This window comes from Novosphingobium ovatum (genome assembly GCF_009909235.1).
Lineage (GTDB): Bacteria > Pseudomonadota > Alphaproteobacteria > Sphingomonadales > Sphingomonadaceae > Novosphingobium > Novosphingobium ovatum.
Genome location: NZ_JAAAPO010000002.1, coordinates 584,872 through 605,864, shown reverse-complemented (window position 1 = coordinate 605,864; position 20,993 = coordinate 584,872). Strand labels below are relative to the sequence as shown.

Sequence of the window (20,993 nt, the reverse complement as noted above, 5' to 3'; positions counted from 1 at the left end):
CGAAAAAGGCGTAAAAGTCCGCCTATGGCGTGGCGGGTGCCGGGGCGGGCGGAATCGATTGGCGTATGACCTTGGCCGCTTCGGGATCGGTGCGCTCCACGAATTCAGCAATGGCCAACTGGATTTCGCGCACCACGGCATCTCTGTATTCGGGCAAGGGAGGACGGCTTACCATCTGTCGTTCCAATGCCCGCTGTTCGTCGGCCATCACCGTGATCTTGCGCCCTACCGGCCCGGCCATGAATTGCAAGACGTCCATCTTTTCAGCCGTGGTCAATCGACTTGCAGCACTGGTGTGGCGCCGAGCCTGCATGTCCGACAATTGCTGCCCATTGATCGCGTCAGTGCCCGTCTGGCCGTTCGCACTGTTTGCATGGGTGATGAGACCTGGCTGCCTGCTGCCCGACATTCGCAGCATATAGGGTGTTTGCCTCCAAGCCATATAGGCGCTCGCGTCCTCAGGTGTCAGATGACGGGCAAACAGAGCCGCCATTTCAGCGCGCCTCCCCGCCGCAATTTGCGCCTCTAAATTCTCTATCAGGGGTGTGATACGCGATAGGACATAGGCTTTTAACCCGGGCGCCCGCTTCTCACCTTCAACGAATTCAGGACTTTCCTCCATCGACATACGCCATACTTGCAACGAGGAGAAGCGAGCCACCGAATCTGGCACGACAACCTCGGCCAACTGCACATAGACCGGCGCGACCGTTGGCGCCGGTGGCACCCGCAGCGGTGCGGGTGGCGCCGTGGCGACCACTACTGGCGGCGCGCCCTGTGCGATGGCGATGCCGCCATGCCCCGCCCACACCAAACAGGCGGCCATCACGCCGCCCTTTACCCCATGTCGCATAAGCCCCCCTGTCACATCAGGGGTGCAGACTACAATCCAAATATTTGATGGCAATGCCTGAAATCGCCAAGTCAGCGCCAATCACGCGTCAATAAGATCGCGGTCGATGTCGCTGGCGCGGTTCTGGATAAAGTGAAAGCGGTGTTCCGGATTGCGGCCCATCAGGCGGTCGACCAGATCCTTGACCGCCGCGCGGCCTTCATATTCTGGCGGCAAAGTAATGCGCAACAGGCTGCGTTTGGCCGGGTCCATGGTTGTTTCGCGCAATTGCTGCGGGTTCATTTCGCCCAGACCCTTGAACCGGCCCACTTCCACCTTTTTGCCCTTGAACTTGGTCGCTTCCAACTCGGCGCGGTGGGCGTCATCGCGGGCATAGGCGCTCTCCTTGCCCGCCGTCAAACGATAGAGCGGCGGCTGTGCCAGATATATGTGGCCGCGCCGCACCACATCGGGCATTTCCTGGAAAAAGAACGTCATCAACAGCGTGGCGATATGCGCCCCGTCAACATCGGCGTCGGTCATGATGATGATGCGGTCATAACGCAGATTGTCCGCGTTGCAGTCCTTGCGCAGGCCACATCCCATGGCCAGCGCCAGATCGGCGATTTCGCTGTTGGCGCGGATCTTGTCAGCCGTGGCGCTGGCGACGTTCAGGATTTTACCGCGAATGGGCAGGATCGCCTGCGTCTTGCGGTCGCGGGCCTGTTTGGCGCTGCCGCCTGCCGAATCGCCCTCGACGATGAACAGTTCGGTTTCGCCGTCCCCCTCGCCGCTGCAATCGGTCAGCTTTCCGGGCAGGCGCAGCTTGCGCGCGTTGGTGGCGGTCTTGCGCTTGACCTCGCGCTCGGCCTTGCGGCGCAGACGCTCGTCCATGCGTTCCATCACATGCGACAACAGCGCCTTGCCGCGCTCCATATTGTCAGTCAGGAAATGGTCGAAATGGTCGCGGATGGCGTTTTCCACCAGCCGCGCCGCCTCGGGGCTGGTCAGGCGGTCCTTGGTCTGGGACTGGAACTGGGGATCGCGGATGAAGACGCTCAGCATCGCCTCACAGCCCACCACCACGTCCTCGGGCGCGATGTCCTTGGCCTTCTTGTTGCCCACCAGATCGGCAAAGGCGCGGATCCCCTTGGTCAGCGCGGCGCGCATGCCCTGTTCATGGGTGCCGCCATCGGGCGTGGGGATGGTGTTGCAGTAATAGCTATAGGCCCCCTCGGACCACAAAGGCCAGGCGATGGCCCATTCGACGCGGCCGTTCAGTTCTCCGGGGAAATCCTGTGTGCCGGAAAAAGGGGCGGTGGTGACGCATTCGCGGCCCTGCACCTGTTCGGCCAGATGGTCGGCCAAGCCGCCGGGGAACTGGAAGGTCGCCTCTGCCGGCACATCCTCCGACGCCAGAGCGGGCGCGCATTTCCAGCGGATTTCGACGCCCGCGAACAGATAGGCCTTTGACCGCACCAGTTTGAACAGGCGGGCGGGCTTGAACCGCGCCTCGGTGCCAAAAATCTCGGGATCAGGCGTGAACATCACGCTGGTGCCGCGCCGGTTGGGGGCCGCGCCGATCTTCTGGATCGGGCCCAGCGTCACGCCCTTGGAAAACTCCTGCGCGAACAATTCCTTGTTCCGCGCCACCTCAACCCGGGTCAGGGTGGAGAGCGCGTTGACCACGCTGATGCCCACGCCATGCAGACCGCCGCTGGTGGCGTATGCCTTGCCCGAAAACTTGCCCCCCGAATGCAGGGTGGAGAGGATCACCTCCAGCGCCGATTTGCCCGGAAACTTGGGGTGTTCGTCGACAGGGATGCCGCGCCCGTTGTCGGTGATGGTGATGCGCCCCGCGCTGCCGGGGGCTTCCTCCAGCGTTACCTCGATGCGGTTGGCATGGCCGGCCACCGCCTCGTCCATGGCGTTGTCCAGCACCTCGGCCACCAGATGGTGCAGGGCGCGTTCGTCCGTGCCGCCGATATACATGCCTGGGCGGCGGCGCACCGGCTCCAGCCCCTCCAGCACCTCGATCGCGCTGCCGTCATAGGCCTCGCCGGTGGGGCCCTGTGGTGTTTCAAACAGATCGTCGGACATGACAGGAACATTAGACCGCACCTGCCCCCGCGCGCAAGCGCCGCGCCCCTCGTTTATCACCTGAAACGGTGCAAAAGCGTGGCCAGCCCGTCAGTTATCGAAACGCGGCGGAGCCGGGCTGATGACGCGCACCCGCCCGCCGCCTGCCTCGCGCACTTCCAGCGCGCGCTCGATCACATTGTTCGCGCCAAACCGGAACGCGCCATCCAGCCCGACGAAGCCTTCGTGGTCGTACAGGCGGGCGGCAGGAAAGGGCGATCCGGGCTGCCAGTCGCGGGCGATGCGCAGCGTCAACAGCACGCTGTCATAGCCCAGCGTGGCGATGCGATAGGGCGCCGCGCCAAACCGCGCCTTGTAGCTGTCGGCAAAGCGTCCGGCGAAGCGCGCATCGGTCAGCGCGGCAAACCATGCGCCCGACAGTGCGGGCGTGCGGGCCACGGCGCTTTCGCCGCTCCACAATTCATTGCCCAGAATGCGGACCTTGGGATTGCCCGCGCGCAGGATGGGCGCTGCCAGCACCGCCATCTGCGCGGTATCGCCGATCAGCACCGCCTCATACCCGCCGCGCGCCTTCAGCTTTTTCGCCGCCGCGCTGACCGAAGCGGCCGATCGGTCGTAATTCTCCATCGCCACCAGCGTGCCGCCTGCCTGCCGCACCGACGCGATCACCGCGGCCGAGGCCCGCTCACCATAGGAGCCCAGCGGCATCAGCGCGGCAAATTGCGTCACGCCCTGCGCGCGGGCGTGGCGCACCACGCGATCGATGGTTTGGGCCGGCGGCGTGCCGATGACAAAGACATTGCCACCCGCCACCGCGTAATCATTGGAAAACGAGATCACCGGCACCCGCATGCTGCGCGCGATGCGGGCCACTGCGGGCGCGTCATCGCCCAGCAAAGGCCCCAGAATCAGCGCATTGCCATCGGCCAGCGCGCGCTTGGCCGCCTGTTCGGCGCTGATCGAGGTGTCATAGGTGGTGATGCGGAGATTGGCCGCGTTGAAATCCATCAGCGCCAGTGTCGCGGCATTGGCCACCGACTGCCCGGCGGCCGCATTGGGCCCCATGGTGGGCACCAACAGCGCGATGCGGTGCCGCGCGACATCAGCAGGCAGAGGCGCAGGCGCGGGCTGGGGCGCGGGGGGCGGCGTTTCTGGCGGGCCTTTGGGCACTACCGCACAGGCCGCCAACAGCGACGAGGTCGCGCCCACCAGCACCAGCCTGCCCAAATCCCTGCGTTTCATCGTCACACCCTCAATCCTGTGGCAACCGCCCTCTTGTGCCCGGTTGCATGGATGGTCCATGAACGGCGCATGGCACATACCTTATCACCCGGCCTGTATATCGTGGCCACGCCGATTGGCAATCTGGGCGACATCACGCTGCGGGCGGTTGAAACCCTGCGGGGCGTCGCCGCCGTAGCCTGCGAAGACACGCGCGTCACGGGCAAATTGTTGCAGCATCTGGATATTCGTCAAAGGCTGATCCGCCATGACGATCACGCCGACGATCATGCGCGCGAAGGCCTGCTGGCGCTGATGGCAGAGCAGCCGGTGGCGCTGGTCTCGGACGCGGGGACGCCGCTGATTTCAGACCCCGGCTATCGGCTGGTGCGGGCGGCACGCGAACGCGGGATTGCCGTCACCAGCCTGCCGGGCCCTTGCGCGGCGGTGATGGGGATGACGCTGGCGGGCCTGCCGACCGACCGTTTCCTGTTCGCCGGCTTCCTCCCGCCCAAGGCAAAGGCGCGGGCCGACACGCTGGCCGAGCTGGCGGCGGTGCCTGCCACGTTGATCTTTTACGAAACGGGGCCGCGCCTGCTGGATACGCTGGCGGCAGTGGCCGAGGTCTTGCCGGGGCGTGAGGTGGCCGTGGCGCGCGAACTGACCAAGCTGTATGAGGAATGCCGCAGCGGCCCGCCCGCCGAACTGATCGCCCATTACGCGGCCCACCCGCCAAAGGGTGAGATCGTGCTGATGGTTGGCCCGCCGGTGGCGCAGGTGGCGACGATGGACGATGCCGAGGCCATGCTGCGCGCCGAACTGACCCACGCCAAGGCCAGCCAAGCGGCCGCTGCCGTTGCAAAGGCCACCGGGTTGGACCGCAAGGCGCTGTATGCGCTGGCTTTGTCGTTGAAATGAGCGACTGGCGCCGTCAGGCCGACCGCATCGCCGCGGACGCCCACGGGCGGCGCGGGGAGGGCGAGGCGGCGGCCTATCTGACGGAGTTGGGCTGGCAGATCATCGCCCAGCGGGTCAAAACCCCGCGCGGCGAGGTGGACATCGTCGCGCGCGATGGCGCCTGCATCGTCTGTGTCGAGGTGAAATGGCGGGCGGATCCGGCGGCCCTGGCCGATGCCATCGATCAGCGCCGCCTGACCCGCGTTGCCCGCGCCGCCGAGATCATTTTTGCTAAGCACGGCCAAACAAATGATGACATCCGGGTGGATGTCGTCCTACTTGCGCCGGGCGTGGCGCCGCGCCACATCCACAATGCCTGGATGCCCCTGTGACGGGGCGCTGATGAAAGAGGAAGCCTGATGAGCCTGCGCGTTGCCGTCCAGATGGACCCGCTGCATTCAATCAATGTGGCCGGTGACAGCACCTTTCACCTGATGCTTTCGGCGCAGGCGCGTGGCTACAGCCTGTGGTATTATGATGTCGGATCATTGGCTTGGACCAGCACGGGCGAGGGGCCGGGGACACTGACGGCTTGGGCCGCGCCTGTCACCGTGCGCCGTCCGGCGTCGGCTGGCGAAAGCCACTATACGCTGGGCGAATTTGCCACGATCGATCTGGTGGACGACATCGACGTGGTGCTGATGCGTCAGGACCCGCCGTTCGATCTGGGCTATATCACGGGCGCGCATCTGCTGGAAAAGCTGAAGGGTCGCACGCTGGTGATCAACGACCCCGAACAGGTGCGCAACTGCCCCGAAAAGGTATTTGTGCTGGATTTCCCACAATTTATGCCGCCAACGCTGGTCGCCCGCCGGATCGAGGACGTGCGCGATTTTCAGGCCAAAATGGTGGCGCAGGGCCTGCCCGGTGATCTGGTGATGAAGCCGCTGCATGGCAATGGCGGCAAAGCGGTGTTCCGCATCACGGCGGACGGTGCCAATCTGGGCGCGCTGGTCGAGGTGTTTGGCCAGATGTGGAAGGAGCCCTATATGGTGCAGCCCTTCCTGCCCGACGTGGCCAAGGGCGACAAGCGCATCGTGTTGATCGATGGCGAGGTGGCGGGCGCCATCAACCGCCGCCCCGGCGCTGGCGAATTCCGCAGCAATCTGGCCGTGGGCGGCAGCGCGGAAAAGACCGAACTGACGCCGCGAGAGGCGGAAATCTGCGCCGTTCTGGCGCCGGAACTGCGCAAGCGGGGGCTGGTGTTTGTCGGCATTGACGTCATCGGCGGCCACTGGCTGACCGAGATCAACGTCACCAGCCCGACCGGGATTGTCGCCATCGACCGCTTTGACGGGGTGGATTGCGGCGGGCTGATCTGGGACGCGATCGCGCGCCGCCACACCGCGATGGTTGCGGGCTAAGCCACGGCGCGATCAGGAATTTTCGCGCGGATGGGCGCGGCGGTAGGCATCCAGCATGACCGCCGCATCGACCCGCGTATAGACCTGTGTCGAGGACAGGCTGGCATGGCCCAGCAGTTCCTGCAAAGACCGCAAATCCGCCCCCGCGCCCAACAAATGCGTGGCAAAGGCATGGCGCAGCGCATGCGGGCTGGCGGTGTCAGGCAGGCCCAGTTGTTCGCGCGCGGTTTGCACGGCGCGTTGGACAATGGTGGGCGATAATGGGCCGCCTTTTACCCCACGAAACAAGGGTTTGTCGCGGATGATGGGCCACGGGCAGGCGGCGATATAGGCAGCAATGGCGTCGCGCACGGCGGGCAGGATCGGCACATCGCGCTGCTTGCGACCTTTGCCCGTGACGCGCAGGGTGGCGCCCATTGGCCAGTCGGCGCCGGTCAGCGACAGCGCCTCGGCAATGCGCAGGCCCGCGCCATAGAGCAGGATCAACACCGCCCGATCGCGCAGGCCAACCCATTGATGCGCGGCGTTTTCCTCCACCGTCTCGGCCAGGGCAACGGCCTCGTCGGGGGTGACGGGGCGGGGAATGCCGGGCTTGACCTTGGGGCTGCGCAGGCGCGGCGGCGCGGCCAGCGGCAGGCCCGCCCGGTCACGCGCAAAGCCGAGGAAGGCGCGCAGTGCCGAGGCCTCACGCGCGGCAGAGGTATTGACCAGCCCGCCCGCCCGTCGGTCCGCCAGAAACCGGCGCAAATCCGCCAGATCTAGCGCCGCCAGCGCCCCCCAGTCGCGCGCGTCGACCGCCCGGATCAGACGGCTGGCGGTGGCGACATAGGCGCGCACGGTATGGGGGCTGCGGCGGCGGTGATGGGTCAGATGGTCGGTCCACGCCGCGATCAGATCGGCCTGTGCCGCCAGATCGGGCGCATCGGTCATGCCACCAAACCTGCCGGTACCAGTTCGGCGATCAACGCGTTCAGCACCAGCATTCCGGCCTCGGTCACGCCGATCAGGCCATTGTTTTGCCAGCACAATCCCTGACGGGCATAAAGCGCCAGTCGGTCCGCATCGACCAATTCGGCAGGCATCAGGCCAAAACGCGCGGCCAGTGCCGCCGGGTTCACCCCTTCGGCCAGACGCAGGCCCATCAGCATTGCCTCGGCTGCCTGTTCTCGGGAGGAAAGGGCGCGCGCATCAGCCACGCCATCGCCCTGATTTGCCACGGCATTCAACCAGTTTTCAGGCTTTTTGTGGCGGGTGGTGGCGCAAGGAATGCCATCCGCGCCCGGTCGCCGTCCATGTGCGCCAGGACCGATCCCGGCATAGTCGCCATAGCGCCAATAGGTCAGATTATGTCGACTTTCCTGACCTTTACGGGCATGATTTGAGACTTCGTATGCAGGCATGCCCGCCGCCGCCGTCAGTGCCCGCGTCAGGGCAAAGAGATCGGCCGCCGGGTCATCTTCCAACGGGGTAAACGCCCCTTCGCGGACCAGTGTGGCGAACCGAGTCCCTTCCTCAATCGTCAATTGATACAAGGACATATGGTCCGTACCTAATGACAGTGCGCGGGTCAGTTCGGCCTCCCAATCGGCCATGGTCTGGCCGGGGCGGGCATAGATCAGGTCGAAACTGACGCGGGCGAAATGGGTTTGCGCCACCTCCAGCGCCGCCAAGGCCTCGTCCGCGCCGTGCAGCCGCCCCAAAAAGCGCAGCGCCGCATCGTCCAGCGCCTGCACACCCAGCGACACGCGATTGACGCCTGCTGCTGCCAAAGCCTTGAAATTGGCGGATTCTACGCTGGATGGATTGGCCTCCAGGGTGATCTCTATCCCCGGTGCAAAGCCCCAGTGACGCTGGGCCGCCGCCAGCAAATCGGCCACCAGCGCAGGGGGCATCAGGCTGGGGGTGCCGCCACCGAAAAAGATGCTGGTCAGTGGTTCGCCGCCTGCCAGCTCCGCCTCGCGCGCCATGTCTAACAGCATGGATTTGCGCCACAATTCTACATCCACCCCATCGCGGACATGGCTGTTGAAGTCGCAATAGGGGCACTTTTTCAGGCAAAAGGGCCAGTGGATGTAAAGGGCGCGGGCCATGGGGTTCTTCACGCGGTTTTAAGGCCGCTCTGTCAAGAGCAAGGGCGATGAATTCGCACCATCCCCTACGGAAAACGGCGGAAAACCGGCCTTTGCCGCGCTTTGCCCGGCGGTTGGTGGCAGGCGGCGCGGTGTTGCTGGCGCTGGGTGGGGTGATACAGGGGGTGCGCGGGCTCTCCACCCCCGAACCACAGGCCTATGAGGCGCGCACTTCCCCTAAACCTTTGCCAAAACTGGAATATGCGCCCGTCACCGGCACCGATGCCTTTGGCCCGCCGCCGGGAATGGCGCGCGCTTTGCCCCGGATCAGCACCGCCCCCGCGCCGCCCCGCGATTTTGTTGTCAGTGATAGCTATACGACTCGCGTATTGACCGCGCATAACCGCGAAAGGACACGACTGGGTCTGGCGCCGCTGATGTGGGACGCGCGGCTGGCCGATGCGGCGCGGATCTGGGCCAGCGAACTGGCCGCGACGGGACGCTTTGAACATTCGCCATCGCACCTGCGGCGGATGGATGGCGATGACACCGGCGAAAACCTGTATATGGGCACCGGCGGCGCGTTCAGCCCCGAGGCGATGATCGCCGACTTTATTTCAGAGCGCGCCGATTTCACCCCCGGCACTTTCCCGCAAGTGGCGCGTACCGGCGATTGGCACGGGGTGGGCCATTACACCCAGATCATCTGGCGCCGCACCCGCGCCGTTGGCTGTGCCACGGTGCGCGGGGTGGGGCCGGACCGGCGGGGTAACGACTATCTGGTGTGCCGTTACTGGCCCGCCGGCAATGTTTTTGGTCAAAGGGTGGGTTAGACGTTCGGCGCGAACTGATCGGCCACCAGTTTGCGAAAGGCATCGGCGCGGTGGCTGATGGCGTGCTTTTCGATCGGCGCCAGTTCGGCAAAGGTCTGGCTATAGCCCTGCGGCACAAACACCGGGTCAAAGCCAAAGCCCAGCTTGCCTCGTGGCGGCCAGGTCAATTTGCCGTCACAGCGCCCTTCGTACACGGCCGACACGCCATCGGGCCAGACCAGCGCCAACACACAGGCGAAATGCGCGAAGCGGCCCACATCGGGTCCCATCTCGCACAGCAAGCCTTCGACCTTGCCCATCGCCAGATACCAGTCGCGGCCTTCGGGGCCTTCGTACCATTGGCGTTCGGCCCAATCGGCGGTGAACACGCCGGGGCGGCCGCCCAATGCCTCGACACACAGGCCCGAATCGTCCGCCAGCGCCGGCAGGCCGGTCTTTTCCGCGGCATAGCGCGCCTTTAGCACGGCGTTTTCGATAAAGGTGTGGTGGATTTCCTGAGGTTCATCCAAGCCCAGATCGCCCGCCGACACGCATTCCACCCCATAGGGTTTGAGCAGCGCGTCAATTTCGCGCAATTTACCCTGGTTGTGGGTGGCGATGACGATCTTGCCATGCAGGCGGCTCATAGGCGGCACTCCCGGACCGGTTTAGATCATAGAACGGCGGGACGGCGGGATGTTATAGCCCCGCCGTCCCGAATTGGATCAGCCGGCCACAGCCTTGGCCTGCGCGGCAAAGATGCGATCACAGCCGATGCGGGCCAGACGCAGCAGGCGCAACAGGCCTTCCTCGTCATAGGTCGCGCCCTCGGCGGTGGCCTGCACCTCGGCGATGTGGCCGCCCTCGATCAGCACGAAATTGGCGTCAGCGTCCGCGCTGCTGTCCTCGATATAGTCCAGATCCAGCACCGGCACGCCATTGGCGATGCCACAGGACACGGCGGCGACCTTGCGGGTCAGGGGGTCTTCGGTCACCTTGCCCTGTGCCATCAGCGTGTTGATCGCCAGACGCAGCGCCACCCAGGCGCCGCTGATCGCGGCCGTGCGGGTGCCGCCGTCCGCCTGAATGACGTCACAGTCCAGCGTGATCTGCCGCTCGCCCAGCTTTTTCATGTCGGTCACAGCGCGCAAGCTGCGCCCGATCAGGCGCTGGATTTCCTGCGTGCGGCCGGTCTGCTTGCCCTTGGCGGCTTCGCGGCTGCCACGGGTGTGGGTGGCGCGCGGCAGCATCGAATATTCCGCTGTCACCCAGCCCTCGCCCTTGCCCTTGAGGAAGGGGGGGATACGCTCCTCGACGCTGGCGGTGACCAGCACCTTGGTGTCGCCAAAGCACACCAGTACGCTGCCTTCGGCATGCTTGGTAAAGTTGGTGATGATGTCGATGGCGCGCATTTCGTCGGGCGCGCGGCCTGAAGGACGCATGGAGAACCTTTCCTGAAGAATGGCGGTGCCGTATCGTGGCTTTGGCGCGCTGGCAATCGGCATGGCGCGGATATGGGGGATGACATGCGCAAAATGCTGTGTTTGGCGGGTATGGTGATGATGGCGGTGCCGGCCCATGCACAGGATGCGCCTGCTTTGCCCATCCATGCCGAACTGTTCAGCTGGGGGCAAAAGATCGAGGTGTGGGACATCGCCCCTGATGGCAAGGTGCAGGTTTGGCAGGACCGCGCCGCGCCCGGAAAACCCAGCGCCCCCGTCACCGCCACCGGGTGGCTGAACGCGTCCGGGGTGGCTGAGGTGGCGATGCGCTCCTATATCCTGCGCGCGCGGGCCGGCACGCCGGTTGACTGTGGCCCGCCCATCCACGACGTGCCCGCCGGTTCCTTGCGCTGGGGCGAGGGGGCGGATGCGCCGCGTCTGTCGTTTGGCTTTGGCTGCACATCGGACGCGGCCAAGGCGTTGAACAGCGATATCAGCGCTCTGTTCGGCATCGTCCACAAGACTGCCCCATTGGCGCCTTGACCGGGCGCGCGGGCTTTCCCACAACAGGGGCATGATCGCCGCCTTGCCGCCCTCGCTCTCGTTCCCCGAGCTGACCTCCCGTGCGCGGGAGATATTCCGGCTGGTGGTCGAAGGCTATCTGGACAATGGGCAGCCGGTAGGATCCAAAACGCTGGCGCAATTGGGCGCGGCGGCGGGGGTGAACCTGTCGCCCGCCTCGATCCGCAGCGTGCTGGCCGAACTGGAGGGCGTGGGACTGCTGAGCCATCCGCACACCAGCGCGGGCCGCATGCCGACCGAGGTGGGGCTGCGCCTGTTTGTGGATGGCATCATGCAGGTGGCCCAGCCCACACAGCAGGAACGCGCCGCCATCGAGCGCGGATTGTCCGAACCCGGCCCGATCGAGGCCGCACTGGCCGCCACCAGCGCGGCTTTGTCCGACCTGTCGGCCTGTGCGGGCGTGGTGATGGTGCCCCAGCGCGAACCGCAACTGGCGCAGGTCAGCCTTGTGCCGCTGTCCCCCGGCCGCGCGCTGGCGGTGCTGGTGGGCGAGGATGGCGGGATCGAGAACCGCATCATGGACCTGCCGATGGGCGTGCCGCCATCGGCGCTGATTGAGGCGTCCAATTACATCACCGCGCGGCTGGCGGGGCGGACGCTGGCGCAGGCGCTGGGCCAGATGCAGGCCGAGATCGCCTCTGGCCGCAGCGCGCTGGATGCGGCCGCCGCCGATCTGGTGGCGCGCGGCCTTGCCACATGGAGCGAGGATGGCTTTAGCGAAAACGGCCGCCGCCCGGTGCTGATCGTGCGGGGCGCGGCCAATCTGCTGGACGAGGCGGCGTTGAATGATCTGGAACGCGTGCGCTCGCTGCTGGACGATCTGGAGAACAAGCAGTCGGTCGCCGACCTGCTGGACGTGGCGCGACAGGCCGATGCCACCCGCATTTTCATCGGGTCCGAGAACCGGCTGTTCGCGCTGTCGGGCTCTTCGGTGATCGCTTCGCCGTATCGCGATCGGGACGGGCGGGTGGTCGGCGTTGTGGGGGTAATTGGCCCGACACGGTTGAATTATGCCCGTGTCGTCCCCATGGTGGATTTCACAGCCCAAAGTCTGGGCAAGTTGATCGGATAATTGGACTGCGATTGAAATGAGCGAAGACACCCAACAGGCCGCCCCAGAGGGCGTTCAGGCCAATGAGACCGCTGGCGACGCGCTGGCGCAGGCCGAAGCGCGCATCGCCGCGCTGGAGAACGATCTGGCCGCGGCCAACAACGACCTGCTCTATGCCAAGGCCGACACGCAGAACGTCCGCCGCCGGCTGGAAAAGGACATTGCCGACGCCCGCGCCTATTCGGCCACCGGCTTTGCCCGCGACATGTTGAGCGTGGCCGACAATCTGGGCCGCGCGCTGGAGGCAATCCCGGCCGACCTGCGCGAGGACGAGAAGTTCAAGAACCTGATCGTTGGTCTGGACGCCACCGGCCGCGAGCTGGAAAAGGTGTTTGGCCTGCACGGCATCACCAAGGTGGCGGCCCAGGGCATGCCGCTGGACCCCAACCAGCATCAGGCGATGATGGAAATGCCCACCAACGATGTTGAGGCCGGAACCGTGTTGCAGGTGTTGCAGCACGGCTATGTCATCAAGGACCGCCTGTTGCGCCCCGCCATGGTGGTGGTCGCCAAAAAGCCGGACTGACGCGCCCCGCGACAGGTGGCAATACACCGACAGGTGATACAGGCCCGCTGGCGGATGCGCTGGCGGGCCTTTTGCTTCAGGCGCCGCGAAACGGCACAATCGCCTGTGCCAGCGCCTGATCGGCGGTGGTCATCGGGCCAGCTCCGTGCCGCGCCAGAAACAGGTGGCGGATGATTTCGGCCTGTTGTTCCACGTTATAGGCGGCAAACGGCTGGCCCGGCGTCAGGCGGTAATCATAGCGGCACCATGGCATCCGCCGCAGCGGCAGATACCAGCGGCCATGGGTCTGTGTTTGCCAGACATGCACCATCTCATGCACGAACAGCCCCTGTAGCGGCAGGGGCGCGGCGGCGAAATCCTCGTGCCACAGGGGGCAGGCGGGCGGAAAATAGAGGTGGCCATTGGGGGCCATCACCGTGGCGGCGGGCTGAAACGGCAGAAAGCGGCGGCGGCGCAGGCGCACCTGTTCTACCGCCACCGCTGTGCCAAATACCGCGTGGGTCAGCACGCGCTCGCCCGGCGACAAGGGGCGCTGACCGCCCGCCGGGGTGGACGCCGCCAGCATTGGTTACATGCCGTGGTGGTGGTCCATGCCGCCCATATCGCCGTGATCCATCCCGGAATGGTCCATGCCGGAATGGTCCATCATCGCGCCACCGGGCGGCGTCACGCGCAGCGTCAGCGGCAGACGCACCCCGCCTTCCAGTACGATGCTGGCCGGGATCGATGCGCCGGGGCGTGGCGCCGCGCGCAGGCCGAACACCATCACATGCATCCCGCCGGGTCGCAGTTCAGCTTTTTGTCGGGGCATCAGCATGATGTCGCGCAGCGGCAGCATGGCATTGCCGCGCGTTTCGTGGAATTGCGCGCGCACGCCCCGGCCCAGATCCAGACCGACGATCCGCACGGGGCGCGGCCCCATGTTCACCGCCGTGAAATAGGCCGCCATCGGGCGTCCGGGCACCGCGGCCAGCACCAGCCGTCCATCGTTGACCTGCACGGTGGCGCGCATCGGGGCGGGGCGGGGCGCGTCAGGGCGCGGTTGGGCGAATGCCGAACCAGACAGCGCCGACCCGGCCAGCGCCAAACCGCCTGCCATCATCGCCAAAGCCTTGATCATACGTCCCATTGTCAACACGTCCTTCCGCCAAGTGTCAGGCCTGCGCCGGGGCGGGCGAGCATGCTCCGCAATGGAGGCAGCCCCCCATTTGCAGGGCGTGGCATCTATGCCAGACCATCACCGTCCCGGCAAAGGACAAAACAGGTAAAACATCGCATCTATAGCCCTTGTTACCGCCAAAAGCGCTCCTATATGCCGGTCATCCAAAGGAGCCGCCCCCTGCATCTGCCGGTCTTCCGGGGATCCCCCGGGGTGGTGTCACACAAGGCTTAGGGAACTGTATTATGGGTAAAGTCATCGGTATCGACCTTGGCACCACCAACAGCTGCGTTTCGGTTATGGACGGTGGCAAGCCCAAGGTGATCGAAAATTCGGAAGGTGCGCGCACCACGCCCTCGATCGTCGCTTTCACCAAGGATGGGGAGCGCCTGATCGGGCAGCCGGCCAAGCGCCAGGCGGTGACCAACCCCGACAACACCATCTTTGCGGTCAAGCGGTTGATCGGTCGCCGGTTCGACGATCCCATGACCCAGAAGGACATGAGCCTGGTGCCCTATGGCATCACCAAGGGCAAGAATGGCGATGCGTGGGTGTCGGCTGGCGGCACGGATTACTCGCCTTCGCAGGTGTCGGCCTTTACCCTGCAAAAGATGAAGGAAACCGCCGAGAGCTATCTGGGCGAGACCGTCACGCAGGCGGTCATCACGGTCCCTGCCTATTTCAACGATGCTCAGCGTCAGGCGACCAAGGACGCCGGCCAGATCGCGGGCCTTGAGGTGCTGCGCATCATCAACGAGCCGACCGCGGCCGCGCTGGCCTATGGTCTGGACAAGAATGATGGCAAGACCATCGCCGTCTATGACCTTGGCGGCGGCACGTTCGACGTGTCCATTCTGGAAATCGGCGACGGCGTGTTCGAGGTGAAGTCGACCAACGGCGACACGTTCCTGGGTGGTGAGGACTTCGACACCAAGCTGGTCGAATATCTGGCCGACAAGTTCAAGGCCAAGGAAGGCATGGACCTGAAGACCGACCGTCTGGCCCTGCAGCGCCTGAAGGAAGCCGCCGAAAAGGCCAAGATCGAGCTGTCGAGCGCGCAGACCACCGAAATCAACCTGCCCTTCATCACCGCCCGCATGGAAGCTGGCGCGACCACGCCGCTGCATCTGGTGGAAACGATCACCCGCGCCGATCTGGAAAAGCTGGTGGCCGACCTGATCGCCCGCACGATGGAACCCTGCCGCAAGGCGCTGGCTGACGCTGGCATCTCGGCTGCGCAGATCGACGACGTCGTGCTGGTGGGCGGCATGACCCGCATGCCCAAGGTGCGCGAAGCGGTGAAGGAGTTCTTTGGCAAGGAACCGCACACCGGCGTGAACCCGGACGAAGTCGTCGCCATGGGCGCGGCCATTCAGGCGGGCGTGCTGCAGGGCGATGTCAAGGACGTGCTGCTGCTGGACGTGACCCCGCTCAGCCTCGGCATTGAAACGCTGGGCGGTGTGTTCACCCGCATGATCGACCGCAACACGACGATCCCGACCAAGAAGTCGCAGGTTTTCTCGACCGCTGATGACAATCAGCAGGCCGTGACCATCCGCGTCTTCCAGGGCGAGCGTGAGATGGCCGCCGACAACAAGCTGTTGGGCCAGTTCGACCTGATCGGCATCCCGCCGGCCCGTCGTGGTGTGCCCCAGATCGAGGTGACCTTCGACATCGACGCCAACGGTCTGGTCAACGTCTCGGCCAAGGACAAGGGCACCGGCAAGGAGCAGCAGATCCGCATTCAGGCCAGCGGTGGCCTGTCGGATGCCGACATCGACCAGATGGTCCGCGATGCCGAGAAGTTTGCCGAGGAAGACAAGAAGCGTCGCGAGGCCGCCGAGGCCAAGAACAACGCCGACAGTCTGGTCCACGCCACCGAGCAGCAGATCGTCGAGCATGGCGACAAGATCGACCCCGCGCTCAAGGCCGAGGTTGAGGCCGCCATCGCCGAAGCCAAGACCGCGATCGAGGGCAATGACCCGGCGGAAATGACCGCCAAGACGCAGGCCCTGACCGAAAAGGCGATGAAGATGGGGCAGGCCATCTATGAAAAGGAACAGGCTGGCGCGGCTGCCCCCGGCGGCGCTGGTGGTCAGGCGCAGGCCGACGATGTTGTCGACGCCGAGTTCTCGGAAGTGGACGACAAGAAGGCCTGAGGTTGAAGGCAAAAGTGGTGCCCGCTGTCGCTATGGCGGCGGCGGGCGCGCTTTTCGGGGGATCGGGCCATGTCGAGCGAAATTGACTATTACGAACTGCTGGAAGTCACCCGCGATGCCAATGACGGCACGCTGAAATCGGCCTATCGCAAGCTGGCGATGCGCTGGCACCCGGACAAAAACCCCGGTGACGCCGCGGCCGAGGCCAAGTTCAAGCAAATCAACGAAGCCTATGACGTGTTGAAGGACCCGCAAAAGCGCGCGGCCTATGACCGTTTTGGCCATGCCGCGTTTCAGAACGGCGGGCCCGGGGCTGGTGGCTTTGGCGGCGGTTTTCAGGGCGGTGGCGCCGAATTTGGCGACATCGGCGATATTTTCGAAAGCATTTTTGGCAATGCTTTTGGCGGCGGGGGTGGCGGTGGCCGCCAACAGGCCCGGCGCGGCGCGGATTTGCGCTATGATCTGGAAATCGGGCTGGAGGACGCGTTCCACGGCAAGACGGTAGAGATCGAGATCGAAGTCGCCACGGCGTGTGAGCCGTGCAAGGGGTCTGGCGCGACGCCCGGCACTGGCAAGCGGCGCTGCAACCTGTGCGGTGGCCATGGCAAGGTGCGGGCGCAGCAGGGCTTTTTCATGGTTGAGCGCACCTGCCCGACCTGTCACGGCCGGGGCGAGGTGGTGGAGAAGCCCTGTGGCTCGTGCCATGGCGAGGGTCGGGTGGACCAGCGGCAAAAGCTGGAAGTCACCATCCCCAAGGGCGTCGACACCGGCACGCGCATCCGCCTGAGCGGCAAGGGTGAGGCTGGGCCGCATGGCGCGGCGGCGGGGGATTTGTACATCTTCCTGCATCTGCGGCGGCACAATGTGTTTGACCGCGATGGCACCACGCTGGTGACGCGCGCGCCGATCAGCATCACCACCGCCGCGCTGGGCGGTCAGATCGAGATCCCCGGTCTGGACGGCCAAAAGCATGTGATCGAGATCCCTGCCGGCATTCAGACGGGCAAGCAATTGCGCAAGCGCGGCGCCGGTATGCCGGTGCTGAACGGGCGCGGCGTGGGCGACATGGTGGTGGAAATCGCCGTCGAAACGCCCACCAGGCTGACCGCGCGGCAAAAGGAATTGCTGGAAGAATTCCGCGCCACCGAAACCGGCGAAGAATCCCCCGAAACCAAGGGCTTTTTCGATCGGATCAAGGAAGCGTGGAACGATCTGACGGAATAGGTTAGGCCTTTGCCCGTAAAGGGCAGGGGGTGGCCATGGATTACCGCGCACCGCGCAACACGACATGGGGCGGCGTTGGACTGAACCGGCTGGAAAGCTGGCTCGCCAACGCCGCTTTTTTGCGCAACATGCGCCGGGCGGTGTTTGCGCGCCTGCCGTTCCCGCCCTTGGTCAGCGATGTGCGCGATGTGCTTTATGCCAGTTGGATGGTGCCGGTGGACGCGGTGGCCGGGCTGGTGCCGCCCGGCGTGGTGCTGCGCCAATGGGGCGGGATGACGGTGGTGACGGTGCTGACCTATGCCCATGGCCATTTCGGCCCGCGCTGGCTGGGGCCGTTGCGGCGATTGTGCCTGTCACCGATGCAAAGCAATTGGCGATTGTATGTGGACGCGGCGCGCAGCACGCCGCAACTGCCCGAACGCACGGTGCTGTTCACCCGCAATGTGTTTGACAGCTGGCTTTATGCGCTGGGGACGCGGGTGTTTTCCGATGCGCTGCCCTCGCACCGGGCGGGGCGGTTGGCGGTGGTGGCGGATGCGCAAGGGATCGCGGTGCGGATCGACAGCGGCGGCGGCAGCGCGCCCGACCTGTATCTGCGCGCCGACTATGGCCCGGCGGCACTGCCCGATGCGTTTGCGGTGATGGGCGATTGGGCGGCGACGGTGGCCTATCTGACCTGTCAGGACGCGGCCGTGGCGCAGGTGGCCGATCTGCCCGCGCTGGCGCGGTCGGACATCAGCCTGCCGGTGAATTTGGCGGATGTGCGGCCGATGCGCGGCGTGGTTGCCGACGTGCCGGACTGGTTGCGAGCCATGGGGGCGGTGGGCATGCCATTGTGTTTTGCCGTGCCGCGCGTGACCTTTACCGCGCTGTCCGACGCGATCGTCGCGCGGTGGTAAGGGGACTTGCGTTCCACATTCGTTCCGTTTAGGCAAGCGTTATGGCCAAACCGAAACGCCGTTATGTCTGTACCGCCTGTGGCGGCGTGACCACCCGCTGGCAGGGGCAATGCGTCGATTGCGGCGAATGGAACACGCTGGAGGAAGAGGCGCCCCAGACGGTGTTCTCGATGAAGCACGACCTGTCGGCCGGAGGTCGGGCGATCCGGTTTGAGCCGTTGGACGCGCCGGGGGAAGCGTTGCAACGGCGCAGCACCGGCATTGCCGAATTTGACCGCGCGCTGGGCGGCGGTTTGGTGCCGGGCAGCGCGATCCTGATGGGCGGCGATCCGGGCATCGGCAAATCCACCCTGTTGTTGCAGGCCAGCGCGGCGGTGGCCAATGCGGGGGCGCTCTCGGTCTATATCAGTGGGGAGGAGGCGACCGGCCAGATCCGCCTGCGCGCCGACCGTCTGGGCGTGGCGGCCGCGCCCATCCGGCTGGCGGCGGCGACATCGGTGCGCGACATCCTGACCACGCTGGGCGCGATGGAGCCGCCCGCGTTGCTGGTGATCGATTCGATCCAGTGCATGCATTCCGACACGATCGAGGGTGCGCCGGGCACGGTAAGCCAAGTGCGCGGCTGTGCGTTTGAACTGATCCGCTATGCCAAGGAGAACGGTGTCGCGCTGGTGCTGGTGGGCCATGTGACCAAGGATGGCAATATCGCGGGCCCCCGCGTGCTGGAACATATGGTCGATGTGGTGATGAGTTTTGAGGGCGAGCGCAGCCATCAGTACCGCATCCTGCGCAATCTGAAGAACCGCTTTGGCCCGGTGGACGAGATTGGCGTGTTTGCCATGGGGCAGGCGGGTCTGGCCGAGGTGGGGAACCCTTCGGTGCTGTTCCTGTCGGGGCGGGACAATCCGCTGGCGGGCAGCGCGGTGTTCCCCGCGATCGAGGGGACGCGGCCCGTGCTGGTGGAAATCCAGGCGTTGATCGTGCGGTTGCAATCAGGGGCCACACCCCGGCGCGCGGTGGTGGGCTGGGACAATGGGCGGTTGGCGATGCTGCTGGCGGTGCTCGAGGCGCGGTGCGGGCTGAATTTCTCGACCTGCGAAGTCTATTTGAACGTGTCGGGCGGATACCGGCTGGCCGATCCGGCGGCCGATCTGGCGGTGGCGGCGGCGCTCGTCTCGGCGCTGTCGGACCGGGCCTTGCCCTCCGGCTCGGTCTGGTTTGGCGAGGTGTCGCTGGCCGGCGAAATCCGCCCGGTGGCGCATGGCGGGCTGCGGCTGCGCGAATCGGCCAAGCTGGGGTTTGACGCCGCCTTTGGCCCCGGCGATATGCAGGCCGAGGACGAGGGCAAAGGCAAAAAGGGCGCCGCAAAGGGCGAAACTGTCCCCGGATTGCGCCATAACCGACTTACCATGCTGCCAAATCTGATTGACCGGATCATAGGCTCGGAATAACCCGGCAGGCATGACGGGCTTTGACGTAACCGTATTTGTCGTGGTGGGCGCACTGGCGTCCTTTGGCTTCATGCGCGGCTTTGTGCAGGAATCGATCTCGCTGTTGGCGTGGGTCGTTTCGATGGTGGCGATCCGCACGCTGCATGGGACGTTGGCCGATGTGCTGGCGGGCCATGTCGGCACGGCTTCGGGCGCATCGGTGCTGGCGTTTCTGTTGCTGGCGATTGTGCCCTATGCGGCGGTGCGGTTCATCGCGCGCTATATGGGCAATGCCTCGCGCACATCGATGCTGGGGCCGGTCGACCGGGTGCTGGGCTTTGGCTTTGGCGCGGTCAAGGGCACGGTGCTGGTGGTGATGGGCTTTTCGGTGCTGGTGCTGGCCTATGACACGATCTGGGGCGCGGGCGGGCGGCCGAAATGGATAACCGCCTCGCGCACCTATCCGTTCATCAATGCCAGCAGCGAGGAACTGGTCCGCCTGATCTCCGAGCGTCGCCGCGCCGCGCGCGAGGCCGCGCAGGAAGATGGCGCGTCCAGCGCGGATACCACATCGGATGTGCCGCCGCCGCGCAAGCGGCACAAGGCGGACTGATGGCTTCGGTTGCGGCGCTGTACACGCCAGAGGTTTTGATGCTGGCCACGGGGTTGACCGCGTGGCCGCTGGAGGATGGGCTGACGATCCGGGGGGATGCCCGCTCGGCCAGTTGCGGCAGCACGCTGGGCGTGGGGCTGGCGCTGGACGCCGATGGCCGGATCGCGCGGATCGGCATGGCCGCGCAGGCCTGCGCCGTGGGGCAGGCCGCCGCCGCGATCATGGCGGGCGCGGCCGTGGGCCGGGACGCCAATGACTTTGCCGCAGCCGAGCGCGCCTTGGTCGCATGGCTGGCTGATGGGGGCGATATGCCCGACTGGCCGGGGCTGGCCGCGATTGCACCGGCGCGTGATTTTCCGGGCCGCCACGGCGCGATCCTGTTGGGATGGAGAGCTGTTATCGCGGCCCTTTCCTCTTATGCTGCGGGCCGCTAAGGCGGGGCAAATCATGCCGCATCGCGCTGACGCGGAATAGGTGCCTTGGGCGAGGGGGA

Annotated in this window: 22 protein-coding genes; 13 read left to right on the top strand and 9 right to left on the bottom strand. The window is 65.5% G+C overall.

Going from position 1 to position 20,993, the window contains the following annotated elements; translation table 11 throughout:
- Positions 1-22: 22 nt before the first annotated feature.
- The 3 genes from GTZ99_RS06930 to GTZ99_RS06920 all read right to left on the bottom strand — a co-directional run bounded on the left by GTZ99_RS06930 (position 23) and on the right by GTZ99_RS06920 (position 4,174).
- Positions 23-826, bottom strand: a complete 804-nt coding sequence (locus GTZ99_RS06930) for a hypothetical protein (RefSeq protein ID WP_161717515.1) — start codon at positions 824-826, stop codon at positions 23-25.
- A gap of 108 nt (positions 827-934) precedes the next feature.
- Positions 935-2,932, bottom strand: a complete 1,998-nt coding sequence (parE, locus tag GTZ99_RS06925; protein ID WP_161717514.1) for a DNA topoisomerase IV subunit B — start codon at positions 2,930-2,932, stop codon at positions 935-937.
- Between the two features lie 90 nt (positions 2,933-3,022).
- Positions 3,023-4,174: a penicillin-binding protein activator gene (locus GTZ99_RS06920; RefSeq protein WP_201742395.1), complete on the bottom strand. Its 1,152-nt coding sequence runs from the start codon at positions 4,172-4,174 to the stop codon at positions 3,023-3,025.
- A gap of 69 nt (positions 4,175-4,243) precedes the next feature.
- Between GTZ99_RS06920 and rsmI the strand changes: the two genes are divergently transcribed.
- Genes rsmI through gshB form a run of 3 tightly spaced genes read left to right on the top strand, consistent with a single transcriptional unit; the run spans position 4,244 to position 6,474 of the window.
- Entirely contained in the window at positions 4,244-5,071 is an 828-nt protein-coding gene (rsmI, locus tag GTZ99_RS06915; protein ID WP_161717513.1) for a 16S rRNA (cytidine(1402)-2'-O)-methyltransferase, read from the top strand.
- Entirely contained in the window at positions 5,068-5,442 is a 375-nt protein-coding gene (locus GTZ99_RS06910; protein ID WP_161717512.1) for a YraN family protein, read from the top strand. The genes rsmI and GTZ99_RS06910 overlap by 4 nt, the downstream gene beginning before the upstream one ends.
- A gap of 27 nt (positions 5,443-5,469) precedes the next feature.
- Positions 5,470-6,474: a glutathione synthase gene (gshB, locus tag GTZ99_RS06905; RefSeq protein ID WP_161717511.1), complete on the top strand. Its 1,005-nt coding sequence runs from the start codon at positions 5,470-5,472 to the stop codon at positions 6,472-6,474.
- A 12-nt stretch (positions 6,475-6,486) separates the two neighbouring features.
- Here the strand turns inward: gshB and GTZ99_RS06900 are convergent, their stop codons facing one another.
- Together GTZ99_RS06900 and hemW are read right to left on the bottom strand one after the other, a co-directional pair.
- Complete coding sequence (locus tag GTZ99_RS06900; RefSeq protein WP_201742394.1) at positions 6,487-7,404, bottom strand: tyrosine recombinase XerC; 918 nt, start codon at positions 7,402-7,404, stop codon at positions 6,487-6,489.
- A complete protein-coding gene (gene hemW, locus GTZ99_RS06895) occupies positions 7,401-8,564 on the bottom strand; it encodes a radical SAM family heme chaperone HemW (RefSeq protein ID WP_161717510.1) in 1,164 nt (387 codons plus the stop codon). Before hemW ends, GTZ99_RS06900 begins: the two co-directional genes overlap by 4 nt.
- A 47-nt stretch (positions 8,565-8,611) precedes the next feature.
- Here hemW and GTZ99_RS06890 point away from each other — a divergent pair, with 47 nt between their 5' ends.
- On the top strand, positions 8,612-9,376 hold the full coding sequence (locus GTZ99_RS06890) for a CAP domain-containing protein (protein ID WP_227711148.1): 765 nt from the start codon (positions 8,612-8,614) through the stop codon (positions 9,374-9,376).
- Here the strand turns inward: GTZ99_RS06890 and rdgB are convergent.
- A complete protein-coding gene (gene rdgB, locus GTZ99_RS06885; protein WP_161717509.1) occupies positions 9,373-10,002 on the bottom strand; it encodes an RdgB/HAM1 family non-canonical purine NTP pyrophosphatase in 630 nt (209 codons plus the stop codon). The genes GTZ99_RS06890 and rdgB overlap by 4 nt on opposite strands.
- A 78-nt stretch (positions 10,003-10,080) precedes the next feature.
- Positions 10,081-10,797: a ribonuclease PH gene (gene rph / locus GTZ99_RS06880; RefSeq protein ID WP_161717508.1), complete on the bottom strand. Its 717-nt coding sequence runs from the start codon at positions 10,795-10,797 to the stop codon at positions 10,081-10,083.
- A gap of 84 nt (positions 10,798-10,881) precedes the next feature.
- Here rph and GTZ99_RS06875 point away from each other — a divergent pair, with 84 nt between their 5' ends.
- The 3 genes from GTZ99_RS06875 to grpE are packed head-to-tail and all read left to right on the top strand — an operon-like array spanning position 10,882 to position 13,016.
- The gene (locus GTZ99_RS06875) at positions 10,882-11,340 is read left to right on the top strand and encodes a hypothetical protein (protein ID WP_161717507.1); all 459 of its coding nucleotides are present in this window, start codon (positions 10,882-10,884) and stop codon (positions 11,338-11,340) included.
- A gap of 31 nt (positions 11,341-11,371) precedes the next feature.
- Positions 11,372-12,451, top strand: a complete 1,080-nt coding sequence (hrcA, locus tag GTZ99_RS06870; RefSeq protein WP_161717506.1) for a heat-inducible transcriptional repressor HrcA — start codon at positions 11,372-11,374, stop codon at positions 12,449-12,451.
- A gap of 16 nt (positions 12,452-12,467) precedes the next feature.
- Positions 12,468-13,016 (top strand): nucleotide exchange factor GrpE, encoded by a 549-nt coding sequence (gene grpE, locus GTZ99_RS06865; RefSeq protein ID WP_161717505.1) that lies wholly within the window; start codon positions 12,468-12,470, stop codon positions 13,014-13,016.
- A gap of 76 nt (positions 13,017-13,092) precedes the next feature.
- Here grpE and GTZ99_RS06860 read toward each other — a convergent pair whose 3' ends face one another.
- Together GTZ99_RS06860 and GTZ99_RS06855 are read right to left on the bottom strand one after the other, a co-directional pair.
- Complete coding sequence (locus GTZ99_RS06860; protein WP_161717504.1) at positions 13,093-13,581, bottom strand: vgr related protein; 489 nt, start codon at positions 13,579-13,581, stop codon at positions 13,093-13,095.
- 3 nt (positions 13,582-13,584) lie between these two features.
- Positions 13,585-14,145 carry a copper chaperone PCu(A)C gene (locus tag GTZ99_RS06855; RefSeq protein WP_161717503.1) on the bottom strand — a complete coding sequence of 187 codons (561 nt, stop codon included), beginning with the start codon at positions 14,143-14,145 and terminating at the stop codon, positions 13,585-13,587.
- Positions 14,146-14,420: 275 nt separating this feature from the next.
- On the opposite strand from GTZ99_RS06855, the gene dnaK reads away from it, so the two are divergent.
- The 6 genes from dnaK to GTZ99_RS06825 all read left to right on the top strand — a co-directional run bounded on the left by dnaK (position 14,421) and on the right by GTZ99_RS06825 (position 20,934).
- Positions 14,421-16,334 (top strand): molecular chaperone DnaK, encoded by a 1,914-nt coding sequence (gene dnaK / locus GTZ99_RS06850; RefSeq protein ID WP_161717502.1) that lies wholly within the window; start codon positions 14,421-14,423, stop codon positions 16,332-16,334.
- 69 nt (positions 16,335-16,403) lie between these two features.
- The gene (gene dnaJ / locus GTZ99_RS06845) at positions 16,404-17,558 is read left to right on the top strand and encodes a molecular chaperone DnaJ (RefSeq protein WP_161717501.1); all 1,155 of its coding nucleotides are present in this window, start codon (positions 16,404-16,406) and stop codon (positions 17,556-17,558) included.
- A 35-nt stretch (positions 17,559-17,593) separates the two neighbouring features.
- Positions 17,594-18,457, top strand: a complete 864-nt coding sequence (locus GTZ99_RS06840; RefSeq protein ID WP_161717500.1) for a DUF2071 domain-containing protein — start codon at positions 17,594-17,596, stop codon at positions 18,455-18,457.
- A 41-nt stretch (positions 18,458-18,498) separates the two neighbouring features.
- On the top strand, positions 18,499-19,908 hold the full coding sequence (radA, locus tag GTZ99_RS06835) for a DNA repair protein RadA (protein WP_161717499.1): 1,410 nt from the start codon (positions 18,499-18,501) through the stop codon (positions 19,906-19,908).
- A gap of 10 nt (positions 19,909-19,918) precedes the next feature.
- Complete coding sequence (locus GTZ99_RS06830) at positions 19,919-20,500, top strand: CvpA family protein (RefSeq protein ID WP_161717498.1); 582 nt, start codon at positions 19,919-19,921, stop codon at positions 20,498-20,500.
- On the top strand, positions 20,500-20,934 hold the full coding sequence (locus GTZ99_RS06825) for an iron-sulfur cluster assembly scaffold protein (protein ID WP_161717497.1): 435 nt from the start codon (positions 20,500-20,502) through the stop codon (positions 20,932-20,934). Before GTZ99_RS06830 ends, GTZ99_RS06825 begins: the two co-directional genes overlap by 1 nt.
- Positions 20,935-20,993 lie beyond the last annotated feature (59 nt).

Bases quoted from the DNA above. Each gene is read 5' to 3' on its own strand.
- GTZ99_RS06930 (WP_161717515.1), bottom strand. From the start codon at position 826: ATGGCCGCCTGTTTGGTGTGGGCGGGGCATGGCGGCATCGCCATCGCA.
- parE (WP_161717514.1), bottom strand. From the start codon at position 2,932: ATGTCCGACGATCTGTTTGAAACACCACAGGGCCCCACCGGCGAGGCC.
- GTZ99_RS06920 (WP_201742395.1), bottom strand. From the start codon at position 4,174: ATGAAACGCAGGGATTTGGGCAGGCTGGTGCTGGTGGGCGCGACCTCG.
- rsmI (WP_161717513.1), top strand. From the start codon at position 4,244: ATGGCACATACCTTATCACCCGGCCTGTATATCGTGGCCACGCCGATT.
- GTZ99_RS06910 (WP_161717512.1), top strand. From the start codon at position 5,068: ATGAGCGACTGGCGCCGTCAGGCCGACCGCATCGCCGCGGACGCCCAC.
- gshB (WP_161717511.1), top strand. From the start codon at position 5,470: ATGAGCCTGCGCGTTGCCGTCCAGATGGACCCGCTGCATTCAATCAAT.
- GTZ99_RS06900 (WP_201742394.1), bottom strand. From the start codon at position 7,404: ATGACCGATGCGCCCGATCTGGCGGCACAGGCCGATCTGATCGCGGCG.
- hemW (WP_161717510.1), bottom strand. From the start codon at position 8,564: ATGGCCCGCGCCCTTTACATCCACTGGCCCTTTTGCCTGAAAAAGTGC.
- GTZ99_RS06890 (WP_227711148.1), top strand. From the start codon at position 8,612: ATGAATTCGCACCATCCCCTACGGAAAACGGCGGAAAACCGGCCTTTG.
- rdgB (WP_161717509.1), bottom strand. From the start codon at position 10,002: ATGAGCCGCCTGCATGGCAAGATCGTCATCGCCACCCACAACCAGGGT.
- rph (WP_161717508.1), bottom strand. From the start codon at position 10,797: ATGCGTCCTTCAGGCCGCGCGCCCGACGAAATGCGCGCCATCGACATC.
- GTZ99_RS06875 (WP_161717507.1), top strand. From the start codon at position 10,882: ATGCGCAAAATGCTGTGTTTGGCGGGTATGGTGATGATGGCGGTGCCG.
- hrcA (WP_161717506.1), top strand. From the start codon at position 11,372: ATGATCGCCGCCTTGCCGCCCTCGCTCTCGTTCCCCGAGCTGACCTCC.
- grpE (WP_161717505.1), top strand. From the start codon at position 12,468: ATGAGCGAAGACACCCAACAGGCCGCCCCAGAGGGCGTTCAGGCCAAT.
- GTZ99_RS06860 (WP_161717504.1), bottom strand. From the start codon at position 13,581: ATGCTGGCGGCGTCCACCCCGGCGGGCGGTCAGCGCCCCTTGTCGCCG.
- GTZ99_RS06855 (WP_161717503.1), bottom strand. From the start codon at position 14,145: ATGGGACGTATGATCAAGGCTTTGGCGATGATGGCAGGCGGTTTGGCG.
- dnaK (WP_161717502.1), top strand. From the start codon at position 14,421: ATGGGTAAAGTCATCGGTATCGACCTTGGCACCACCAACAGCTGCGTT.
- dnaJ (WP_161717501.1), top strand. From the start codon at position 16,404: ATGTCGAGCGAAATTGACTATTACGAACTGCTGGAAGTCACCCGCGAT.
- GTZ99_RS06840 (WP_161717500.1), top strand. From the start codon at position 17,594: ATGGATTACCGCGCACCGCGCAACACGACATGGGGCGGCGTTGGACTG.
- radA (WP_161717499.1), top strand. From the start codon at position 18,499: ATGGCCAAACCGAAACGCCGTTATGTCTGTACCGCCTGTGGCGGCGTG.
- GTZ99_RS06830 (WP_161717498.1), top strand. From the start codon at position 19,919: ATGACGGGCTTTGACGTAACCGTATTTGTCGTGGTGGGCGCACTGGCG.
- GTZ99_RS06825 (WP_161717497.1), top strand. From the start codon at position 20,500: ATGGCTTCGGTTGCGGCGCTGTACACGCCAGAGGTTTTGATGCTGGCC.